The 16,709-nt window shown below is 73.6% G+C and carries 13 protein-coding genes; 2 read left to right on the top strand and 11 right to left on the bottom strand.

The window, feature by feature from the left end; genetic code table 11:
* Positions 1–27: 27 nt before the first annotated feature.
* Entirely contained in the window at positions 28–1,197 is a 1,170-nt protein-coding gene (locus ACFSL4_RS23450; protein ID WP_381086292.1) for a pyridoxal phosphate-dependent aminotransferase, read from the bottom strand.
* A gap of 544 nt (positions 1,198–1,741) precedes the next feature.
* Between ACFSL4_RS23450 and ACFSL4_RS23445 the strand changes: the two genes are divergently transcribed.
* The gene (locus ACFSL4_RS23445; protein WP_381086290.1) at positions 1,742–2,371 is read left to right on the top strand and encodes a sensor histidine kinase; all 630 of its coding nucleotides are present in this window, start codon (positions 1,742–1,744) and stop codon (positions 2,369–2,371) included.
* Positions 2,368–3,036, top strand: coding sequence for a response regulator (locus tag ACFSL4_RS23440; protein ID WP_381086287.1), 669 nt, complete (start codon positions 2,368–2,370; stop codon positions 3,034–3,036). Before ACFSL4_RS23445 ends, ACFSL4_RS23440 begins: the two co-directional genes overlap by 4 nt.
* A 52-nt stretch (positions 3,037–3,088) precedes the next feature.
* Here the strand turns inward: ACFSL4_RS23440 and ACFSL4_RS23435 are convergent, their stop codons facing one another.
* The 10 genes from ACFSL4_RS23435 to ACFSL4_RS23390 form a co-directional block, all read right to left on the bottom strand.
* Positions 3,089–4,342 carry an ATP-grasp domain-containing protein gene (locus tag ACFSL4_RS23435; protein ID WP_381086284.1) on the bottom strand — a complete coding sequence of 418 codons (1,254 nt, stop codon included), beginning with the start codon at positions 4,340–4,342 and terminating at the stop codon, positions 3,089–3,091.
* A 22-nt stretch (positions 4,343–4,364) separates the two neighbouring features.
* Complete coding sequence (locus ACFSL4_RS23430) at positions 4,365–5,621, bottom strand: ATP-grasp domain-containing protein (RefSeq protein ID WP_381086281.1); 1,257 nt, start codon at positions 5,619–5,621, stop codon at positions 4,365–4,367.
* A 5-nt stretch (positions 5,622–5,626) separates the two neighbouring features.
* Positions 5,627–6,124 carry a flavin reductase family protein gene (locus ACFSL4_RS23425; protein ID WP_381086278.1) on the bottom strand — a complete coding sequence of 166 codons (498 nt, stop codon included), beginning with the start codon at positions 6,122–6,124 and terminating at the stop codon, positions 5,627–5,629.
* Positions 6,121–7,467, bottom strand: coding sequence for an LLM class flavin-dependent oxidoreductase (locus ACFSL4_RS23420; protein WP_381086275.1), 1,347 nt, complete (start codon positions 7,465–7,467; stop codon positions 6,121–6,123). Before ACFSL4_RS23420 ends, ACFSL4_RS23425 begins: the two co-directional genes overlap by 4 nt.
* 77 nt (positions 7,468–7,544) lie before the next feature.
* On the bottom strand, positions 7,545–8,504 hold the full coding sequence (locus ACFSL4_RS23415) for a D-2-hydroxyacid dehydrogenase family protein (protein ID WP_381086273.1): 960 nt from the start codon (positions 8,502–8,504) through the stop codon (positions 7,545–7,547).
* Between the two features lies 1 nt (position 8,505).
* Positions 8,506–9,513, bottom strand: coding sequence for a mandelate racemase/muconate lactonizing enzyme family protein (locus ACFSL4_RS23410; protein ID WP_381086270.1), 1,008 nt, complete (start codon positions 9,511–9,513; stop codon positions 8,506–8,508).
* On the bottom strand, positions 9,510–10,892 hold the full coding sequence (locus ACFSL4_RS23405; RefSeq protein ID WP_381086267.1) for a DUF6025 family protein: 1,383 nt from the start codon (positions 10,890–10,892) through the stop codon (positions 9,510–9,512). The genes ACFSL4_RS23410 and ACFSL4_RS23405 overlap by 4 nt, the downstream gene beginning before the upstream one ends.
* Positions 10,889–13,432, bottom strand: coding sequence for an aconitate hydratase AcnA (gene acnA, locus ACFSL4_RS23400; RefSeq protein WP_381086264.1), 2,544 nt, complete (start codon positions 13,430–13,432; stop codon positions 10,889–10,891). Before acnA ends, ACFSL4_RS23405 begins: the two co-directional genes overlap by 4 nt.
* Positions 13,429–14,853: a citrate/2-methylcitrate synthase gene (locus tag ACFSL4_RS23395; RefSeq protein ID WP_381086261.1), complete on the bottom strand. Its 1,425-nt coding sequence runs from the start codon at positions 14,851–14,853 to the stop codon at positions 13,429–13,431. The genes acnA and ACFSL4_RS23395 overlap by 4 nt, the downstream gene beginning before the upstream one ends.
* A 53-nt stretch (positions 14,854–14,906) precedes the next feature.
* Positions 14,907–16,481, bottom strand: a complete 1,575-nt coding sequence (locus tag ACFSL4_RS23390) for an amino acid adenylation domain-containing protein (protein ID WP_381086259.1) — start codon at positions 16,479–16,481, stop codon at positions 14,907–14,909.
* Positions 16,482–16,709: the final 228 nt, after the last annotated feature.

Raw genomic sequence — 16,709 nt, 5'->3', positions numbered from 1 at the left:
CGGCAGGAAGCCGCGTCGCGGCGGCGCTCATGAGGCGCCCTTTCCGTAGACCTTGTTGATGCGGTGGACGGCTTCGAGCACGGTCTGCGGGGGCGCGGCGGTGAAGCACAGACGCGCCCAGGCGGCGCAGTGCTCGCCGAAAGCCCTGCCGGGTACGAGTCCGACGCCCTGCTCGGCGCAGCGGCGCACGAACTCCTCGCCGTCGCCGTAGGCGCGCAGGTCCAGAAAGGTGGAGAGGCCACCGGCGACCGCGGTGTGCGGGATCTCCAGCGCCTCGGCGGCGAGCCGGTACGCGTCGGCGGCGAGCCGGCGGCGGGCGGCGAGCTCCCCCGGCGAGGTGGACAGTGCCTCGAACGCGGCGAACTGGGCCACGGTGGACACCGAGCGCAGGGTGTGCGGCGACCGCTTGACCAGGGTCTCGGCGCAGCCGGGCGGGGAGATGAGGTAGCCGACGCGTGCGCCCGGAATCACGTACGTCTTGCTGCACGAGTGCACCGCGAAGGTGCGCGCGTCGGCCCCGTCGACGGTGGCCGTGTCGCGGAAACCGTCGGCCGAGAAGTCGTAGTTCTCGTAGGCGTTGTCGGCGATCAGCCACAGGTCGTGCCGTTCGGCGAGATCGACGAGAGCGGCCAGTTGGGCCGCGTCGAGACGGTGACCTGTCGGGTTGTTGGGGTTGTTGAGGTAGATCGCGCGGGTGCGGGGGCCCACGGCGGCCTCGACGGCGGGCACCAGGCCGAAGCCGGGAGCCGTGGCCGGATCCGACAGCTCCAGGAACACGGGGACCTCACGGGGCACGCCACCCGCCGCGTGGACCAGGCCGGTGGCGGACAGCCACTGCGGCGAGAGGATCAGCACGTCGTCGCCCGGCCGCAGGATCGCGTGCAGCACGACGGCGACGGCGTGGGTGGCCCCGGCGGTCAGCAGGATCCGGTCCGGGTCGACCGCGGTGCCGCGCCGTGCCCCCGCCACCGCGGCGAGGCGCTCGCGCAGGGCGGGGACGCCTGCGGGCGGCGCAGGTTCGTGCGGCGCGATCCCGAACTCGGCGCGCTCCCAGACCCGGGGCTCGGCGCACGGCGGGAAGGCGGTCTTCTCCTGGTGCAGTCCGATCGGCGTCCGGTGCCCGCGGGCCCGCAGCAGTCGCTCGACCGCGGCCAGCGGCGAGGGGGAAAGGTCGGTCGGCGTACCGAAGGAGGGCATGGTGGGTGGCTCCTGGTCGGCTGTGGTGGGGGTGTCGGGAAGGAGCGCCTGGGCGGCCCGAGGCCGGCGACCGGGTCGAGGGGGCCGCGACCGTGCCCGACGGCCCGCTCCTGGACGCTCCGGTGGACCTGCGCGCGCCCGGTCGATGGCCTGTGCGACGTGCGGACGGCCCCTTTGCAGGCGCGACCCGGAGAAGGGACGGTAGCAAGGGCACGGGGGCGGCCACGGTTGTGGGCACAACGAGGTTTCCTCTCGAAAATCTCTTTGTGCCCATTGCGCCGAGCGACCGGCGGCGACCGGGATCTGTGTCCCAGTTGCTCCCGAAATCCCCTTCAGGTAAAGACTCCGTCAATGAATCTCTTTACCAAAAGAATACTTGCTGCCGTCGCCGCCCATCCGAATCAATGACTCCCGGGTGACGGCCGAAAACCGCGCCCCGGGCGTGGTACCGCCAACGACCGCTCCACGCCCGCCTGGTGAGCCGTGCGCGCACCGGTCGCACCGACCGGTGACGACGCATCAGAGTGACGGGAACGGGGGTTTCGTGTCCGAAAGCACGCCTGTGCTCTCCACGCCGGTACGAAGACAGGAGGAGGTACGCACACACGAACGACGCAACGCGCTGCACACACTCCTCGGCCTGCTGGAACTGGCCGGGCAGGACTGGGCGACCATCACCGACCGGGTGGGTGAACCGCTCGTAGGGGCCATGCTGGTGGGAAAGTCGGTGATGGCCATGGAGCGGGGGGTACGGCTGTCGGTCAGTGAGAGCTCTTCACTGCGCCGGCGCCAGGACCGCCCGGACGACCTGGTCACGATTCTGGGCAACCTGATCGACAACGCGGTCGACGCGCTCACCGGCCACCGTCCACCCGCCCCGGACGGGCCGTGGATCGAGGTGGACCTGCGCGAGCGGGGGTCCGTCACCGAACTGCGCGTGAGCGACAACGGGCCCGGGGTGCCACCGGAGAAACGGCAGTGGATCTTCGTCGACGGTGCCTCCACCAAGCGGCACGCGGACGACGGCCGCCGGGGCCTGGGCCTGGCCCTCGTCGCCGGCCTCCTGCGGGAGCGGGGCGGCACCGTGACCGTGGGCGAACGGGAGGGCGGCGGCGCGGTGTTCACCGTCCTGCTGCCCACGACGGGGCCCGCCGGCGAAGGGGAGGCGCCGTGATCGACGTTCTCGTGGTGGACGACGACTTCCACGTCGCCGGGATCAACGAGCGCTATGTCTCCCGGGTGCCCGGCTTCCGGGTGGTGGGGCGGGCCCACGACGCCGCCTCGGCGTTCGCGGCCGTGCAGCGCGGGGGCATCGACCTGGTGCTGCTCGACCACTACCTGCCGGACGAGAGCGGGCTGTGCCTCACCCGGCGGCTGCGCCGGGAGGGCCCGGACGTAGACGTCATCATGGTGACCGCGGACAACCGGCCCGCCTCCGTCCAGGAGGCCCTGCGGGCCGGCGTCCTGCAGTACATCGTCAAACCGTTCACGTTCGAGGCGCTGCGCGGCAAGCTGGAGGGCTACGCGCAACTGCGCGCCGCCCTCGGCGACACCGCGCTGGACCAGGACAAGATCGACCGGGTCCTGGGCACCCTGCGCGCCGCGGCCGCCGTCGGCCACATGCCCAAGGGGTACACGGAGCGGACGGCCGAGCTGATCCGGCAGATCGTCTGCCGGGCCGGCGGACCGGTGTCCGCGCACGAGGTGTCGGCGCAGGCCAGGGTGAGCCGCTCCACCGCCCAGCGGTACCTGAAGTACCTGGAGGAACAGGGCCGGTTGCGCCTCACCCTGAAGTACGGGGACAGCGGCCGGCCCGAACACCACTACTCCACCGCGTGACGGTGCCGCCCTCCGGTCTGGCGGGCGGCACCGGTGCGGGCGGTCCGGCGGATCACACCGCCGGGCCGCCCGCGTCACGCACCCGGAGCTGGAACTCCAGGCGGGAGACGGCCCTGCGGGCCGCGTCGACCGCCTCCCCGGCACTGGCGCCGAGGGCGCGGGCGTAGGCCACCCGTGAGTCGGAGGAGGTCAGACCGCCGGCCTCCTTGCCCGGCCGGGCGGTCACCTCGACCCCGGTCACACCGGGCACGGCGCGGGCCTCGTCGAGCCCGGCGACCTCGCCCAGCACACCGCGGGCGCCGAGCACCGCGAACCAGATCGCCGAGCTGCGCGGCGCGCGGCGCTCGGCCAGGGCGGCCCGGACGCCGGGCAGCACCCGCTCCCCCAGCGTCTGCCGCAGCGCGCACTCGTCGAGGTCCACCCCGGTCGCGTCCCGGGTCAGCGCCGGTATCTCGTCACCGCCCATCCGCACATGCGTCTCGATCACCCGGGGGCCCGCCGAGGCCAGCACCACCTCGGTGTGGGTGACGCCGAAGGTCACGCCCAGCGCGTCCAGGACGCTCCCGACGCAGGCGTGGATCTCCTTGCGCCGCTCCTCGGGCAGTTCGGCGGGCGAGACATGGCCGAGTTCGACGAACGTCGCCGGGTCGGAGTACTTGCGGGTGATCGCGACCACCTCGTGCTCGCCCCGCTCGGAGACCGCCTCGACGCTGAACTGGGTGCCCTCGATGAACTCCTCCACCAGCACGCCCGGGTTGGCCAGGCCCAGGTAGCTGCCGCCGGCCCGCTCGAAGGCACCGGCCAGGTCGCTGCCCGCGGTCACCCGGGCGACTCCGGCGCTGCCCGCGCCCGAGACCGGCTTGACCACACAGGTCCCGTGCGCCCGTACGAAGGCCCGCAGGGCGTCCACGTCGGCGACCCGGGCGTAGGCGGTGGTGTCGACGCCGGTCTCGGCCAGCCGGGCCCGCATGGCCTCCTTGTCATGGGCCAGGGAGACCGTCCTGACGCTGTGGCAGGCCAGGCCGAGGGCCTGGCCGATCGCCGCGTAGCGGTCCTGGTCCCGTTCGCCGAAGGTGGCGATCCGGGTGAAGGGGTGCCGGGCGTGCGCGGCGGCGGCCAGCGCGATCCACTCCTCGTCGGGGGCGTCACCGCGCACCCCGATCACCCGGGCGTTGCCGCCCGGTTCGCGGACCTTGCCGATGTAGTCCAGCTGCACGATCACCGAGGTCTCGGTGCCGGGCCGGGCGGCGCGCAGCCGGGCCGGGAAGTCGCGGCCCGTCCCGACGACGAGTACGTGCTCAGGCATCACAGCTCATTTCGCTAGGGCGTCAGGACGTCTCCGACGCGGTCCGGACCCAGTCGGTGGCGGCGTACCACCAGTGCGCCAGTTCCTCCTGGTACTTGCGCACCTGCGCCGCGGTCCCCGCCGTCACCAGCGCGTCGGCGGCCGACTGCGTGAGGTGCTCCACACCGTGCCCCACCGCGCCCGGCGCCAGCCGCACGGTCAGGTCGGCCGCCGGCACGGGGCAGGGCCCCGAGGGCGGGACGAAGACGCCGTGGCCCGGCGGGAAGAGTGTCCAGCCGGCGAGTTCGGCGGGGTCCGGCGGCTGCTCGGTCAGGGTGAGGGCGCTGCCGCACTGCGTCCTCAGCCCCTCCCTGGCGAGGTGCACACCGAAGATCCGCTCGTACGCCTCGGCGATCAGCGCGCCCCCGGCCCGGCTGGCGATCTCGCACAACACCGGCTCGCCGTCGGCGCCGATCCACGCCTCCAGGTGGAAGGCGAGCGGGACCGGGGAACCCGGCAGCGCGGCGATCACGTCGCGCGTCATCCGCGTCAGCGGGCCGAACCGCGGGTCGTCCGGGCCGAGCATGGCGCTGCTCACGTCCGTGTGGTCCTGCAGGCGCTGGGCGATCCCGCCCAGGTTGTACTGGGACGGCCAGGCGTGCACCACGCTCCCGTCCCGCATGATGCCGTCCACATGGAAGAAGTCCCCCACGACGAAGCTCTCCGCCATCCACTGCCCGGGCAGGTAGGGCACGTCGGACGCGCGCTGCCGGGCCAGGAAGGCGGTGACGTCCGCCGGGCCGCGCAGCACGGCGACCCCCTCCGAGCCTGCGCCGAAGCGGGGCTTGACCACGGCCGGGAAGCCCTGGGCGTCGAGGAGGTCGAGCAGGTCCGCCGGGCTGTCGACCGGGGTGAAGGCCGGCACCCGTATCCCCGCCTCGCGGGCGATCCGCTTCATGACGACCTTGTCGCGGTAGGCGGTCGCGGAGGCGGTGTCCTGGCCGGGCAGGCCGAGCCGGGCGCGCAGCCGGGCGGCCCGCAGCACGTCGCTCTCACTGGTGCTGGCGACCAGGTCGGCGCCATGGGCGCGCGCCGCCTCCTCCGCGATCTCCTCGGTGGCCCAGGAGTGGTAGTCGGGCACCAGGCGGTGCATCGGGAAGTGCTCGGCGAGGACGTCCTCGGCGCCCTGGACGGCCTTGGGCGTGGTGATCAGGACGACGCTGTCGGCGGTGTCGTCCAGCCACTGCTGCAGCGGGCGTCCGGTGAGCGGCTGGCGGGAGAACAGCAGGACTTTCGGCATGGCTCTCAGATCCTTGACGCGGTGGTGGAGGTGACGGGCCGCAGCCGGCCGTGGAGGTGCACCAGACTCTCTCCCGGCGCCCCCTCACGCACATGCTCGACGGACGCCACCACCAGGTGGTGGTCGCCGACCCTGCTCCGCTGCTGCCGTGCGCACACCAGCCAGCCCAGGCAGCCGTCGAGCAGCGGCACGCCGTGCGGGCCGGAGTGCCAGCCGGTCGGCGGGGCGAACCGGTCGGCGCCCCGGGTCGCGAACCGCTCGGCCAGCTCCGTCTGGTGGGCGCCCAGCAGCTGGATGCCGAACCATTCCGCGTCCCGGACCAGGGCCCAGGTGCCGGAGGTGTCGGCCAGCGCGAACGAGACGAGGGCGGGGCGGGCACTGAGCGAGGTGAACGACGTGATGGTCACGCCGGCCGGTCCGTCCTCGCCCTGGGCGGTGAGCACCGCGACACCCGAGGCGTGCGGGCGCAGCACCGCGCGCAGGGCCGTTGCCTCGACGGTCATCTGGTCCCCGCGGCGCCGAACGCCGGCCGGTGCAGCCCGAGGTTCTCCCGCAGGGTGGTGCCCTCGTACTCGGTGCGCACCAGTCCGCGCCGCTGCAGTTCGGGCACCAGCAGCTCGACGATCGCGTCGAGGCCGTCGGGCAGGTAGTCGGGCATGATGTTGTAGCCGTCGCAGGCCTCTCCGACGAACCACTCCTCCAGCTCGTCGGCGATGGTCTCGGGGGTGCCGAGCAGGAAGCGGTGGCCGCGCCCGGCCGCCACGGACAGATACAGCTCGCGTATGGTCAGGCCCTCCCTGCGCGCCTTCTCGTAGATCAGCTGCTGCTTGCTGGTGGAGCCCTCGGTGGGCGGCAGTTCGGGCAGCGGGCCGTCCAGCGGGAAGCCGGAGATGTCGACCATGCCGAGCTGGTACGACAGCATGCCGAGACCGACGACCGGGTCGACCAGGTCCTGCAGGGTGGCGTACTTGTCCTCGGCCTCCGCCTTGGTGCGGCCGACGACGATGAACGCGCCGGGCAGGATCTTCGTCTGGTCCGGGTCGCGGCCGTAGTCGGCGACCTGCTTCTTCAGCCCGCGGTAGTAGGCCTGTGCCCCGTCCAGGGTCTGCTGCACGGTGAAGACGACCTCGGCCCAGCGGGCGGCGAAGTCCTGCCCGTCCGGCGAGGAGCCGGCCTGCACGATGACCGGGTACCCCTGCGGCGGCCGCGCCACGTTCAGCGGCCCCCGCACCCGGAAGTGCTCCCCCTCGTGCCCCAGGATGTGCAGCTTCTCCGGGTCGAAGAAACGCCCGCCCTCCTTGTCGTACAGGAACGCGTCGTCCTCCCAGCTGTCCCACAGCCCGGTGACCACCTCCATGAACTCCCGTGCCCGGTGGTACCGCGCCGCGTGCTCCGGCTGCCGGTCCAGGTTGAAGTTGCGGGCCTCGGCGTCGGTCGCCGAGGTGACCACGTTCCAGCCGGAACGGCCGGCGCTGAGGTGGTCCAGGGAGGCGAACTGGCGGGCCACGTTGAAGGGTTCGTTGTACGTCGTCGACATGGTGGCCGTCAGGCCGATGTGTGTGGTGTGCACGGCGAGCGCCGACAGCAGCGTCAGCGGCTCGAAGTGCACCATGCGGCCCTGCCGGCTCAGCTCGTCGGCGTCCCGGTACTTGGTGCGCACCCCGGCCCCGTCGGAGAGGAAGACCATGTCGAACCGGCCCCGCTCGGCGGTCTGCACGAGCGAGCGGTAGTAGCCGAAGTCGAGTCCGCCGTCGGGACGGGCGTTGGGGTGGCGCCAGGCGGCGACGTGGTGGCCCGGTGCGGGCAGGAAGGCGCCGAGCTTCATCATGCGGCGTTGCGCGCTCACGTGGATCTCCAAGGGGCAGATGCGGACTTGGGCAGGGGCTGCCGTGGCCGGCCGCCGGGCGGCCGGCCGGCGGCCGGTCAGCCGAGGCGGCGTACCGGCTCGCCCTCCAGGAACGCCTGGATGTCCTGCACGGCGTGGCCGTAGTACGTCGCGTAGTTGGCCTGCGAGACGTATCCGAGGTGCGGGGTGGCGAGCAGACGGGGGGCGGTGCGCATCGGGTGGCCGGCGGGGAGCGGCTCGGTGTCGAAGACGTCCACTCCGGCGCCGGCGATGCGGCCCTCGCGCAGGGCGGCCAGCAGCGCGTCCTGGTCGACGATGGCCGCCCGCGAGGTGTTGACCAGGTAGGCGGTGGGCTTGAGCAGGGCGAGTTCGCGCGCGCCGAGCAGGCCGCGGGTGCGGTCGCTCAGTGCGAGGTGGACGGAGACGAAGTCGCTGCTCCCCAGCAGCTCCTCCTTGGAGGCGGCGAGTTCGACACCCACCTCGTCGGCGCGTTCCCTGGTGAGGTTCTGGCTCCAGGCGGCGACCTGCATCCCGAAGGCCAGGCCCACCTGCGCGACCCGGCCGCCGACCTTGCCCAGGCCGAGCAGGCCCAGTCGGCGGCCGTGCAGGTCGGCGCCGACGGTGGACTGCCAGGGGCCGCCCTCGCGCAGCGTGTTGTTCTCGGTCACGAGGGAGCGGGCGAGGCCGAGGAGCAGCGCCCAGGTCAGCTCCACCGGCGGGGTGGAGGAGCTGGCGGTGCCGCAGACCGTCACCCCGCACCGCTGGGCGGCGGCGAAGTCGATGACGGAGTTGCGCATCCCGGAGGCGACGAGCAGTTTCAGCCGGGGCAGGCGGTCCAGCAGCGAGGCCGGGAAGCGCACCCGCTCACGCAGGGTGACGACGATGTCGAAGTCGGCGAGGCGGGCGGCGAGTTCGTCCTCGTCGACGATGTGCTCGCGCAGGACCACGACCTCGACCCGGTCCTTGACCGGGGTCCAGTCGGCGGATCGCAGCGCGGCGTCCTGGAAGTCGTCGAGCACGGCACAGCGCAGTCGCATGTCAGTTGTCTCCGTAGGTCGTGCCGGTCTGGGTGGCGCCGAGGCCGGGGGCCGTCGGCATCCCGATCACACCACGGTCGACGGTCGCTCCGGTGAACGGGTCCCCGACCAGGCCGAGATGGCCGTCGAGGTCCAGTTCGTCGGCGAGCGGGGCCAGTTGGGTCATGGCCGTCACCCCGAGGGCGCTCTCCAGCTTGCAGCCGAGCATGACCCGCAGTCCGGCGCGCCGGGCGAGCGCGATGGTCTCGCGGGCCGCGAGGAGCCCGCCGCACTTGACCAGCTTCACGTTGACGCCGCCGGCCCGGCCGGTCAGCCGCAGCACGTCGTCGGGGCCGGCGCAGTCCTCATCGGCGTAGACGGGCAGCGGCGCGTTCTCGTGGACGTACCGCAGCGCGTCCGGGTCGCCCGGCGGAACGGGCTGTTCGAGGAGTTCGACGCCGTGCCGGTGCAGGGTGCGGGCGACGCGCAGGGCCCGGTCGGGGCTCCAGGAGCCGTTGCCGTCGACCCTGATCCGCCCGCCGTACACCGAGCGCAGCAGCCCGGCGCGGCTGCCGTCGTCGTCCGGGGTGAACTTCAGCTTCAGCACCGGCCAGCCGGCCAGCGCACGGCCCCTGTCGAGGAGTTCGCCGTCCGGGCAGGCGCCGATGGACAGGGCGGTCGGCCCGACGGGCAGTCCGTCCAGGCCCAGCAGCCGGTGCAGCGGCTGCCCGCACGCCTTGCCGAGCAGGTCGTGCAGCGCCATGTCGACGGCGCAGCGGGCGGCGGGTCCGATGCCCGCTCCGGCCAGCCGGGCGAGGACGGCCCGCAGTTCGTACGGCGTGGCGGCCTCCGCCAGTACGGGCGCGCAGGCGTCGACGTCCGCGGGGTCGGCGTCCCGCGCGGTGCCGTAGCCCGTCAGGCCCTCCCAGGTCAGCTCGACGACGCTCTGTCGCACCTCGGTGGTGACGCCCGTGTTGCTGACGAACGGCTCCTTGAGGGCGATGGAGACGGTGCGGTGGACGAACTTCATCCCAGTGCCTCCTCGCACGCGGCGACGGCGGCGCACGCCTGCCGGAACGTCAGCTCCCGGAAGCCCTCCGGTTCCACGGGCACCGCCGCCTCTCGCGTCTCGCCGCCCGCGGGCACGCCGCTGCCGTCCCGGAAGCGGCCGCGCAGATAGGGCGACAGCCGCCCGCCGTGCTCCGCGAGCCAGGAGAGCGCGGTGTCGTAGGAGTCGTCGGGGCGGGCGGCCCGCAGGTGCCTGAAGAGGTCCGCCAGCAGTCCGGCGTCGGCGGGTTCGGTGCTGGGCGGGCAGAGCATGAAGACCTGGGCCGGCAGCAGCACGAAGGCCACCGGGCGGGCCGCGTCGAAGTGGCGCACCAGGGGGGTGGTGATCGCCCGCAGGGAGCGGACGGTGGACCGGCGCGCCAGATAGCCGCCGCGGCGGGGCGGGCAGCCCGCCATGGCGCGGGCCCCCCAGTGCACATGGGTGACGAAGGGGCTCTGAGGGACGCCGGGCGGGCGGCCCGGGTGGTGGGTGTCGAGCAGCGCGAACAGCACGTTCGTCAGCTGCAGCGACATCACCGGGAGCACCGGCGGCAGCGTCGGCAGCCGCTCGAAGAAGGCGGCGGGTTCGACCAGGGCGCGCACCAGCACCATGGCCGCCTCGGCGAGCGCGCGGGCCGAGGGATAGCGGTGCCCTTCGAGGACGTACCCCGCGCCGTCCCGCTGCGGGTCGCAGCGGTCCACCGCGCCGTCCAGCCATGCCGCGTGGCTGATCAGCTCCGACAGGCGGGTGCCCTGCTTCGCGGTGGCGTCGGCCTGTTCGATCAGCAGCGTCAGCATGTCGGTGACCAGCGGGCCGCGGTCGACGAGGACGGCCGCCCACTGGGTGAAGCGGAAGCCGGGGATCTCCCGCATCCGCCGCCAGTGCAGGTCGACGAGCGGAACGAGCGCACCGTCCACCTCCGCCTGGGTCAGCGGGCAGAACAGCGGACGGCTGCGGTCCCGCCGGACCATGGCCCGCCCGTCCCAGGTGTACAGCGCCAGGGTGTCCCGCTTGCCCTGCCCGATCAGCGAGCCGGGCTGGTACGCCTCGTCGCCGCCCGCCGTGTCGGCCTCGGTGCGGGTGAAGCCGTAGATCAGCGGATAGCCGTGGCCGCCACCGCAGATCGCGGTGTTGAAGTCCATCGGTCCGGACCGGCCGAGCGCGATGTCCTCCCAGTTGCCGAGGTGCCCGGTGCGCGGCGGCAGCAGGTCCTCGTGCCGGTGGAGCAGGTCGAGCAGGCCCCCGATGGGGATGTCGTGGGTGCCGACGTGCACCGGGGCGAAGGTCTTGGCCCCGGTGGCGAGGGCGTCGGCCGACGCGGCGGAGCGCAGGCCCAGCTCGTCCAGGAGGTGCCCGCTCATCGTCCCTCCCCTTCCCGCAGCCGCCCCAGCAGGTACGGCAGCGTGCCGCCGGCCAGCAGCACGTCCCACTCCCCCGCGGACTGCACGTCGGCGCGTACGGTGAACGAGGTCCCGTCGGCGGTGACCCGCGCCTCGCCGGTCTCCCGCACCGCGTCGAGCGCCAGGTGGAACTCCTCCCGGCCGCTCAGTCCCAGCTCCGGCCAGCTCGCCGGCAGCAGCAGCGGCAGGATGCCCATGGCGCACAGGTTGGCGCGGTGGATGCGCTCGAAACTCTCGGCGAGGACCGCCCGCACACCCAGCAGCCAGGGGCCCTTGGCCGCCCAGTCCCGGGAGGAGCCCATGCCGTAGGAGCGGCCGGCCAGCACGATCAGCGGGGTGCCCTCGGCGGCGTACCGGCACGCGGCCTCGTACACCGGCAGCCGCTCGCCGCTCGGCAGGTGCAGCGTCCTGCCGCCGCTGTCGCCGTCGCCGGCCAGACGGTTGCGCAGGCGCGGATTGCTGAAGGTGCCGCGGGCCATGACCTCGTGGTTGCCGCGCCGCGAGCCGTAGGAGTTGAAGTCGCGCACCCCGCGTTCGCGCAGGTGGCGGCCGGCCGGCGAGTCGGCCGGGATGGCGCCGACCGGTGAGATGTGGTCGGTGCTGACGTCGTCGCCGAGCGCCAGCAGCGCGCGGGCGCCGTTGAGCGGACCGGAGCGGGGGCGGGCGTCGGCGTAGGCCGGGGGCCGGATGTAGGTGGAGTCCTCGTCCCAGGCGAAGACCGCGGAGTCCGGTGCGGTGACGGCCGCCCAGCCCGCCTGCGTGGCCGGGTCGTCGGCGAAGACCTCCGGGGTGACGAACTCGGCTTCCAGGGCCCGTAGTTCCACGTCCTGCGGCCACAGGTCGCGCAGGAAGACGGGTTCGCCGTCGGCGTCGCTGCCCAGGGGTTCGCGGTCCAGGTCGACGCGGACGTGGCCGACGAGGGCGAGGGCGACGACGAGGGCGGGCGAGGCCAGGTATCCGGCCCGGACCTGGGCGTGCACACGGGCCTCGAAGTTGCGGTTGCCGCTGAGCACGGCGGCGACGGTGAGACCGGCGCGGTCGACGGCGTCGCCGACCCCGTCGCTCAGCGGGCCGCTGCCGCCGTTGCAGGTCATGCAGCCGTACCCGGCGACGTGGAAGCCGAGCTTCTCCAGGTCGTCGAGGAGGCCCGCGTCCCGCAGGTAGCGGGTCACGGCCCGGGAGCCGGGCGACAGGCTGGTCTTGACGTGCCCGGGCACGGTCAGGCCCCGCTGCACGGCCCGGCGCGCGAGCAGTCCGGCCGCCAGCATCGCCTTCGGGTTGGAGGTGCTGGTGCAGGAGGTGATGGACGCGATGACGAGGTCGCCGTCGGTGACACCGCCCTCGGTCCGGGGCTCGGCGGGGTGGAGCGCGGCGAAGGAGCCGGGCAGGCCGGCGAGCGGGATCCGCTGGTCGGGGCGGCTGGGCCCGGCCAGGTTCGGCCCGACCTCCCCGAGGTCGAACTCGATCACCCGCCCGAAGCGGGGCGCGTCGCCCTCGCGCAGCAGGCGCTGGCGCCGGCAGTACTCCGCCACCAGGGCGACGTCCCGCTCCGTGCGCCCGGTACGCCGCAGGTAGTCCAGGGTCTCGTCGTCCACCGGGAAGAAGGCGGACATGGCACCGTACTCGGGCGCCATGTTGGCGATGGTGCAGCGGTCGGGGGCCGACAGTGCGGCGACCGCGGGGCCGGTGAACTCCAGCATCAGTCCGCGCACGTTCTCCCGGCGCAGCCGCTCGGTGAGCGCGAGGACCACGTCGGTGGGCGAGGTGCCCGGGCGCACGGCGCCGGTCAGGCGCACGCCGGCCAGGGGCGGGACGCGGATCGGCTGGGCGAGCCCCAGCATGAGGGCCTCCGCCTCCAGGCCTCCGACGCCCCAGCCGAGTACACCGAGACCGTTGACCATGGTCGTGTGGCTGTCGGTGCCGATCACGGTGTCCGGGTGGAGCACGTCGCCCTCTGCGCGCGCGACGACGGTCGCCAGTCGCTCCAGGTTGACCTGGTGGACGATGCCGCTGCCCGGCGGGATGACCCGCAGCCCGTCGAAGGCGCCCTCGGCCCACTTCAGGAACGCGTACCGCTCCCGGTTGCGCTCCAGCTCCAGGGCCTCGTTGCGGGCGAGGGCGTCGGGCCGTCCGGCGACGTCGGCCTGCACGGAGTGGTCGACGACCACGTCCACGGGCAGCGCGGGGTTCACCCGCCCCGGCTCGGCCACCCGGTCGCGCAGGGCGGCCAGGTCCACCAGCAGGGGGATGCCGGTGTAGTCCTGGACGAGGATGCGGGCCGGCCGCAGCGGCATCTCCAGGCCTGGTTCCTCCCCCGCCGCCAGTCGCTTGCCGAGCCCGGCGGCCGCCGCGTCGTCGCCCGCCCGCAGCAGGGACTCCAGCAGCACCCGGCCGGTGTAGGGGACGGCCCCGAGGTCGAAGCCGCTCGCCTCGGCGAACTCCGGCAGGCCGTACAGCCCGACCGCCTGCCCGGCGAGGCGTGTCCTGATCGGCGCGGTCATCGGGCGTCCGCCTCCCGCGCCGCCGGGAGGCGGCGTCCGCGCGGCCCGACATAGTCGAGGAGCGGCCGGATCAGGACGTTGTTCGACTGCTGCTCCAGCGCCTGCGCCACCCAGCCGGCGGTACGGCCGACGACGAACAGCGGGACCGCGAGGTCGTCGGGCAGGCCGAGCAGCCGGTAGGCGAGACCGGCGTAGAGGTCCACGTTGGGGGCGAGGCCGTGCCGGCCGTAGGGCCGCATGGCCTCGGCGACGGCGTCCAGGATCTCCAGGCCGCGGCTGTCGCCCCGCTCCCGGCTCAACTCGACGACGGTGGACCGCAGATGGCGTACCCGCGGGTCCTCGGTGCGGTAGACCCGGTGGCCGAAGCCCATCACCGGCTCGCCCCGTCCGCGCAGCCGTGCCACGTACTCCGCGGCCCGCTCGGGCGCGCCGACCTCGTCGACGAGCCGCATGACGCGCTCGGCGGCGCCGCCGTGCACGGAGCCCGCGAAGGTGGCGACGGCGGCGGTGACCGCGGCCGTCATCCCGGCCCGGGAGCCGATGGCGACACGGGCGGCGAACGCCGACGCGTTGGAGCTGTGGTCGGCGTGCACGATCAGTCCCTTGTTCAGGAACCGCACCGCGGCCGGTGTGGGCCGCTCGCCGAGCAGGGCGGTGAGGAAGGCGTCCGCGCAGGAGGTCTCCTCGGCCGGGGTGGACGGCTCGCGGCCGCTGCGGAAGGCGTGGTGGGCGGCCACCAGCATGGGGATCCGGGCGATCAGCGCGATGCCCGTCTCGCGGGCCTGCTCGTACGTCTCGTCCGTGCCCGCGTCGCGCCGGGGCCCGAACGCTTCGAGCGCGGAGACGCAGGTGCGCAGTGCGTCCATGGGGTGGGCGTGGGCCAGCGAGCGGGCCAGGTCGAGCACCGGGGCGGGCAGCTCGCGGGCAGCCCGCAGCTCCTTCTCGAAGGCCGGCAGGGCCGCGGCGTCGGGGAGTTCGCCGTGCACGAGGAGGTAAGCCACCTCCTCGAAGGAGGCGTGCTCGGCCAGGTCGTGGATGCTGTAGCCGCGGTACTCCAGGATCCCCTCGGCGCCGTCGATGCGGGTGATGGTGGTCCGGTCGAAGCTGACGCCGTCCAGGCCGCGGTGCACGATGTGCCGCTGCCCGGCGGGGGGTTGCCCCGCGGGGGCGGAGCCCGGCGCGGGGGAGGGCTCCCGGCCCGGGACGCGTCCCTCAACGAACTCCCGGATCGCCGTCACCGAGCGCAGGGCGAGGGTGAGTTCGTCGTCGACCGGCACGCCGTACGCCTCTTCGAGCGCCACCATCAGCGAGATGTGGCCGAGCGAGTCCCACTGCCGGATCGACTGGTATTCCAGGGTGTCGGTGACCCGGTCCTCGGCGATGCCCAGGGTGCGGGCGACGAGGGCGTCGACACTGCTCATGGTTCCCCTTCTGCGGTCGGTCGTGTGCGGATGCCGTAGGACGTCCGGCGGGATCAGCCGGGGCCGGGCGTCCGCTGCTCCAGCCACCGGCACAGCGCCGGGCGGTCCACCTTGCCGTTGGCGTTGACCGGCATCTCCCCGACGACCTGTACGGACCTCGGCACCATGTAGGCGGGCAGACCGGCCGCGCAGGCGTCGGACAGGGCCGCGGGGTCGCCGGCACCGGACACCACGGCGGTGATCGTTCCGGCGTCCGGCCACTGCAGGGCCACCGCCTCCAGGGCCCCGGCGCGGCGCAGCACGGCCTCGATCTCGCCCAGTTCGACGCGGTGACCGCCGATCTTGACCTGCTGGTCGTTGCGGCCGAGGCAGACGTACTGCCCGTTCAGGCGGCGCACCAGGTCGCCGGTGCGGTAGTACGTCCGCCCGGCGCGCTCGAAGTACCGCTGCGCGGTCAGCTCCGGCGCCCGCCAGTAGCCGGGCGTGGTCTGCGGCCCGGCCAGGCACAGCTCGCCCGGTTCGCCCTCGGGGACGTCGGCCAGTCGCTCGTCGACGACCAGGGCGTCGAGGCCCGGATAGGGCCGTCCGATGGGCACGTTGTCGTGGACGCACTCGGCCGGACTGGTCGCCGGGTCCCAGCGGTAGGCGGTGCAGGCGATGGTGAGTTCGGTCGGCCCGTACAGGTTCTCCACGGTGGAGTACGGCGCCGCCGCCTGCCACTCCTCGGCGGTGGCCCTGGGCAGCGCCTCCCCGCAGAACAGGCTCCAGCGCAGCGTCGGCATCGAGCCCGGCCGCAGCACCCCGCGCCGGCGCAGCACGGCGGCGACCGAGGGCACCGAGAACCAGACGGTGATGCCGTTGCGCTCCAGGTACGTGAAGGGCGCGAGCAGTTCGATGGGGTCCATGGAGCAGACGCGGGCGCCGTTCTCCCAGGCCATGAACAGGTCGAACACCGACAGGTCGAAGGTCTGGTCGAAGGTCTGGGTGAGCCGGTCGTCGGGGGTCAGCCGGTAGCGGTCCTGGTTGGTGTCGAGGAACGCGCGCACATTGGCGTGGGTGACGGGCACCCCCTTGGGCACGCCCGTGCTGCCCGAGGTGAACAGCAGGTACGCAGGGTCGTCGGCGGCGGGCTCGGGCAGTGTCGCCGGCGCCGTGAACCCCGCGAGGTCGGTGGCGTCCAGCACCCGGTGCCCGTCGAGGCCCGGCACCTCGGACCGCCTGGCGTCGGGCAGCAGGACGACCGGGCGGTAAGGCAGTTGCCGCAGCAGTTCGGGGAGCTGGGCGGCCGACGCGGCGTCCGCGAGGACGGCGTCGACGTCGGCGCGCTCCAGCATGGTGAGCGTGCGCCCCACCGGGAACTTCCGGTTCAGCGGTACGAAGGCGGCGCCGGCGAACAGCGCGGCGGCCACGCCCAGATAGCCGACCTCGCTGCGGTGGGCGAACACCCCGACCCTGCGGGGCGGGCCCGCCACCGTCTCGACGAGGGCGGCCGCCCAGCGCCGCGCGGTGGCCGCGGTCTCCTCGTAGGTGTAGTCACGGCGCCCGACGGTCAGGGCGACGTGGTCGGGACGGACGCTGGCGTGGTGGAGCAGACCGGCGCCCAGACGCCGGTCGAGTGCTGTGGTCATGTCGGTCCGAACTCCGGTGACGGGAAGCCGGACCGACGCTAGCGGTGCCCCGTACGCGTTGTGCCGTTGCGAGCGCACTGCTTCTTTAACGAGTAAATCCCGTTCTGCCCATTGGGCTCGTACCGTGTGTCCCGCAGGGCATCGAACTCAACGAGCAGAACGGGATTTTCGCGCTCAACTCCCTTTGTGGGCCCAAGGACCCGGTGGCCGGGGGGTGGCCTAGCCTCA

Source organism: Streptomyces caeni (genome assembly GCF_042678285.1).
GTDB classification, from domain to species: Bacteria; Actinomycetota; Actinomycetes; order Streptomycetales; family Streptomycetaceae; genus Streptomyces; species Streptomyces caeni.
Note: the sequence above shows the minus strand (reverse complement) of the source record. Positions and strands in the feature narration are given on the sequence as shown.

What these genes read in the sequence shown, in the direction of transcription:
- ACFSL4_RS23450 (WP_381086292.1), bottom strand. Translation starts at nt 1,197, where the DNA reads ATGCCCTCCTTCGGTACGCCGACCGACCTTTCCCCCTCGCCGCTGGCC.
- ACFSL4_RS23435 (WP_381086284.1), bottom strand. Translation starts at nt 4,342, where the DNA reads ATGCCTGAGCACGTACTCGTCGTCGGGACGGGCCGCGACTTCCCGGCC.
- ACFSL4_RS23430 (WP_381086281.1), bottom strand. Translation starts at nt 5,621, where the DNA reads ATGCCGAAAGTCCTGCTGTTCTCCCGCCAGCCGCTCACCGGACGCCCG.
- ACFSL4_RS23425 (WP_381086278.1), bottom strand. Translation starts at nt 6,124, where the DNA reads ATGACCGTCGAGGCAACGGCCCTGCGCGCGGTGCTGCGCCCGCACGCC.
- ACFSL4_RS23415 (WP_381086273.1), bottom strand. Translation starts at nt 8,504, where the DNA reads ATGCGACTGCGCTGTGCCGTGCTCGACGACTTCCAGGACGCCGCGCTG.
- ACFSL4_RS23410 (WP_381086270.1), bottom strand. Translation starts at nt 9,513, where the DNA reads ATGAAGTTCGTCCACCGCACCGTCTCCATCGCCCTCAAGGAGCCGTTC.
- ACFSL4_RS23405 (WP_381086267.1), bottom strand. Translation starts at nt 10,892, where the DNA reads ATGAGCGGGCACCTCCTGGACGAGCTGGGCCTGCGCTCCGCCGCGTCG.
- acnA (WP_381086264.1), bottom strand. Translation starts at nt 13,432, where the DNA reads ATGACCGCGCCGATCAGGACACGCCTCGCCGGGCAGGCGGTCGGGCTG.
- ACFSL4_RS23395 (WP_381086261.1), bottom strand. Translation starts at nt 14,853, where the DNA reads ATGAGCAGTGTCGACGCCCTCGTCGCCCGCACCCTGGGCATCGCCGAG.
- ACFSL4_RS23390 (WP_381086259.1), bottom strand. Translation starts at nt 16,481, where the DNA reads ATGACCACAGCACTCGACCGGCGTCTGGGCGCCGGTCTGCTCCACCAC.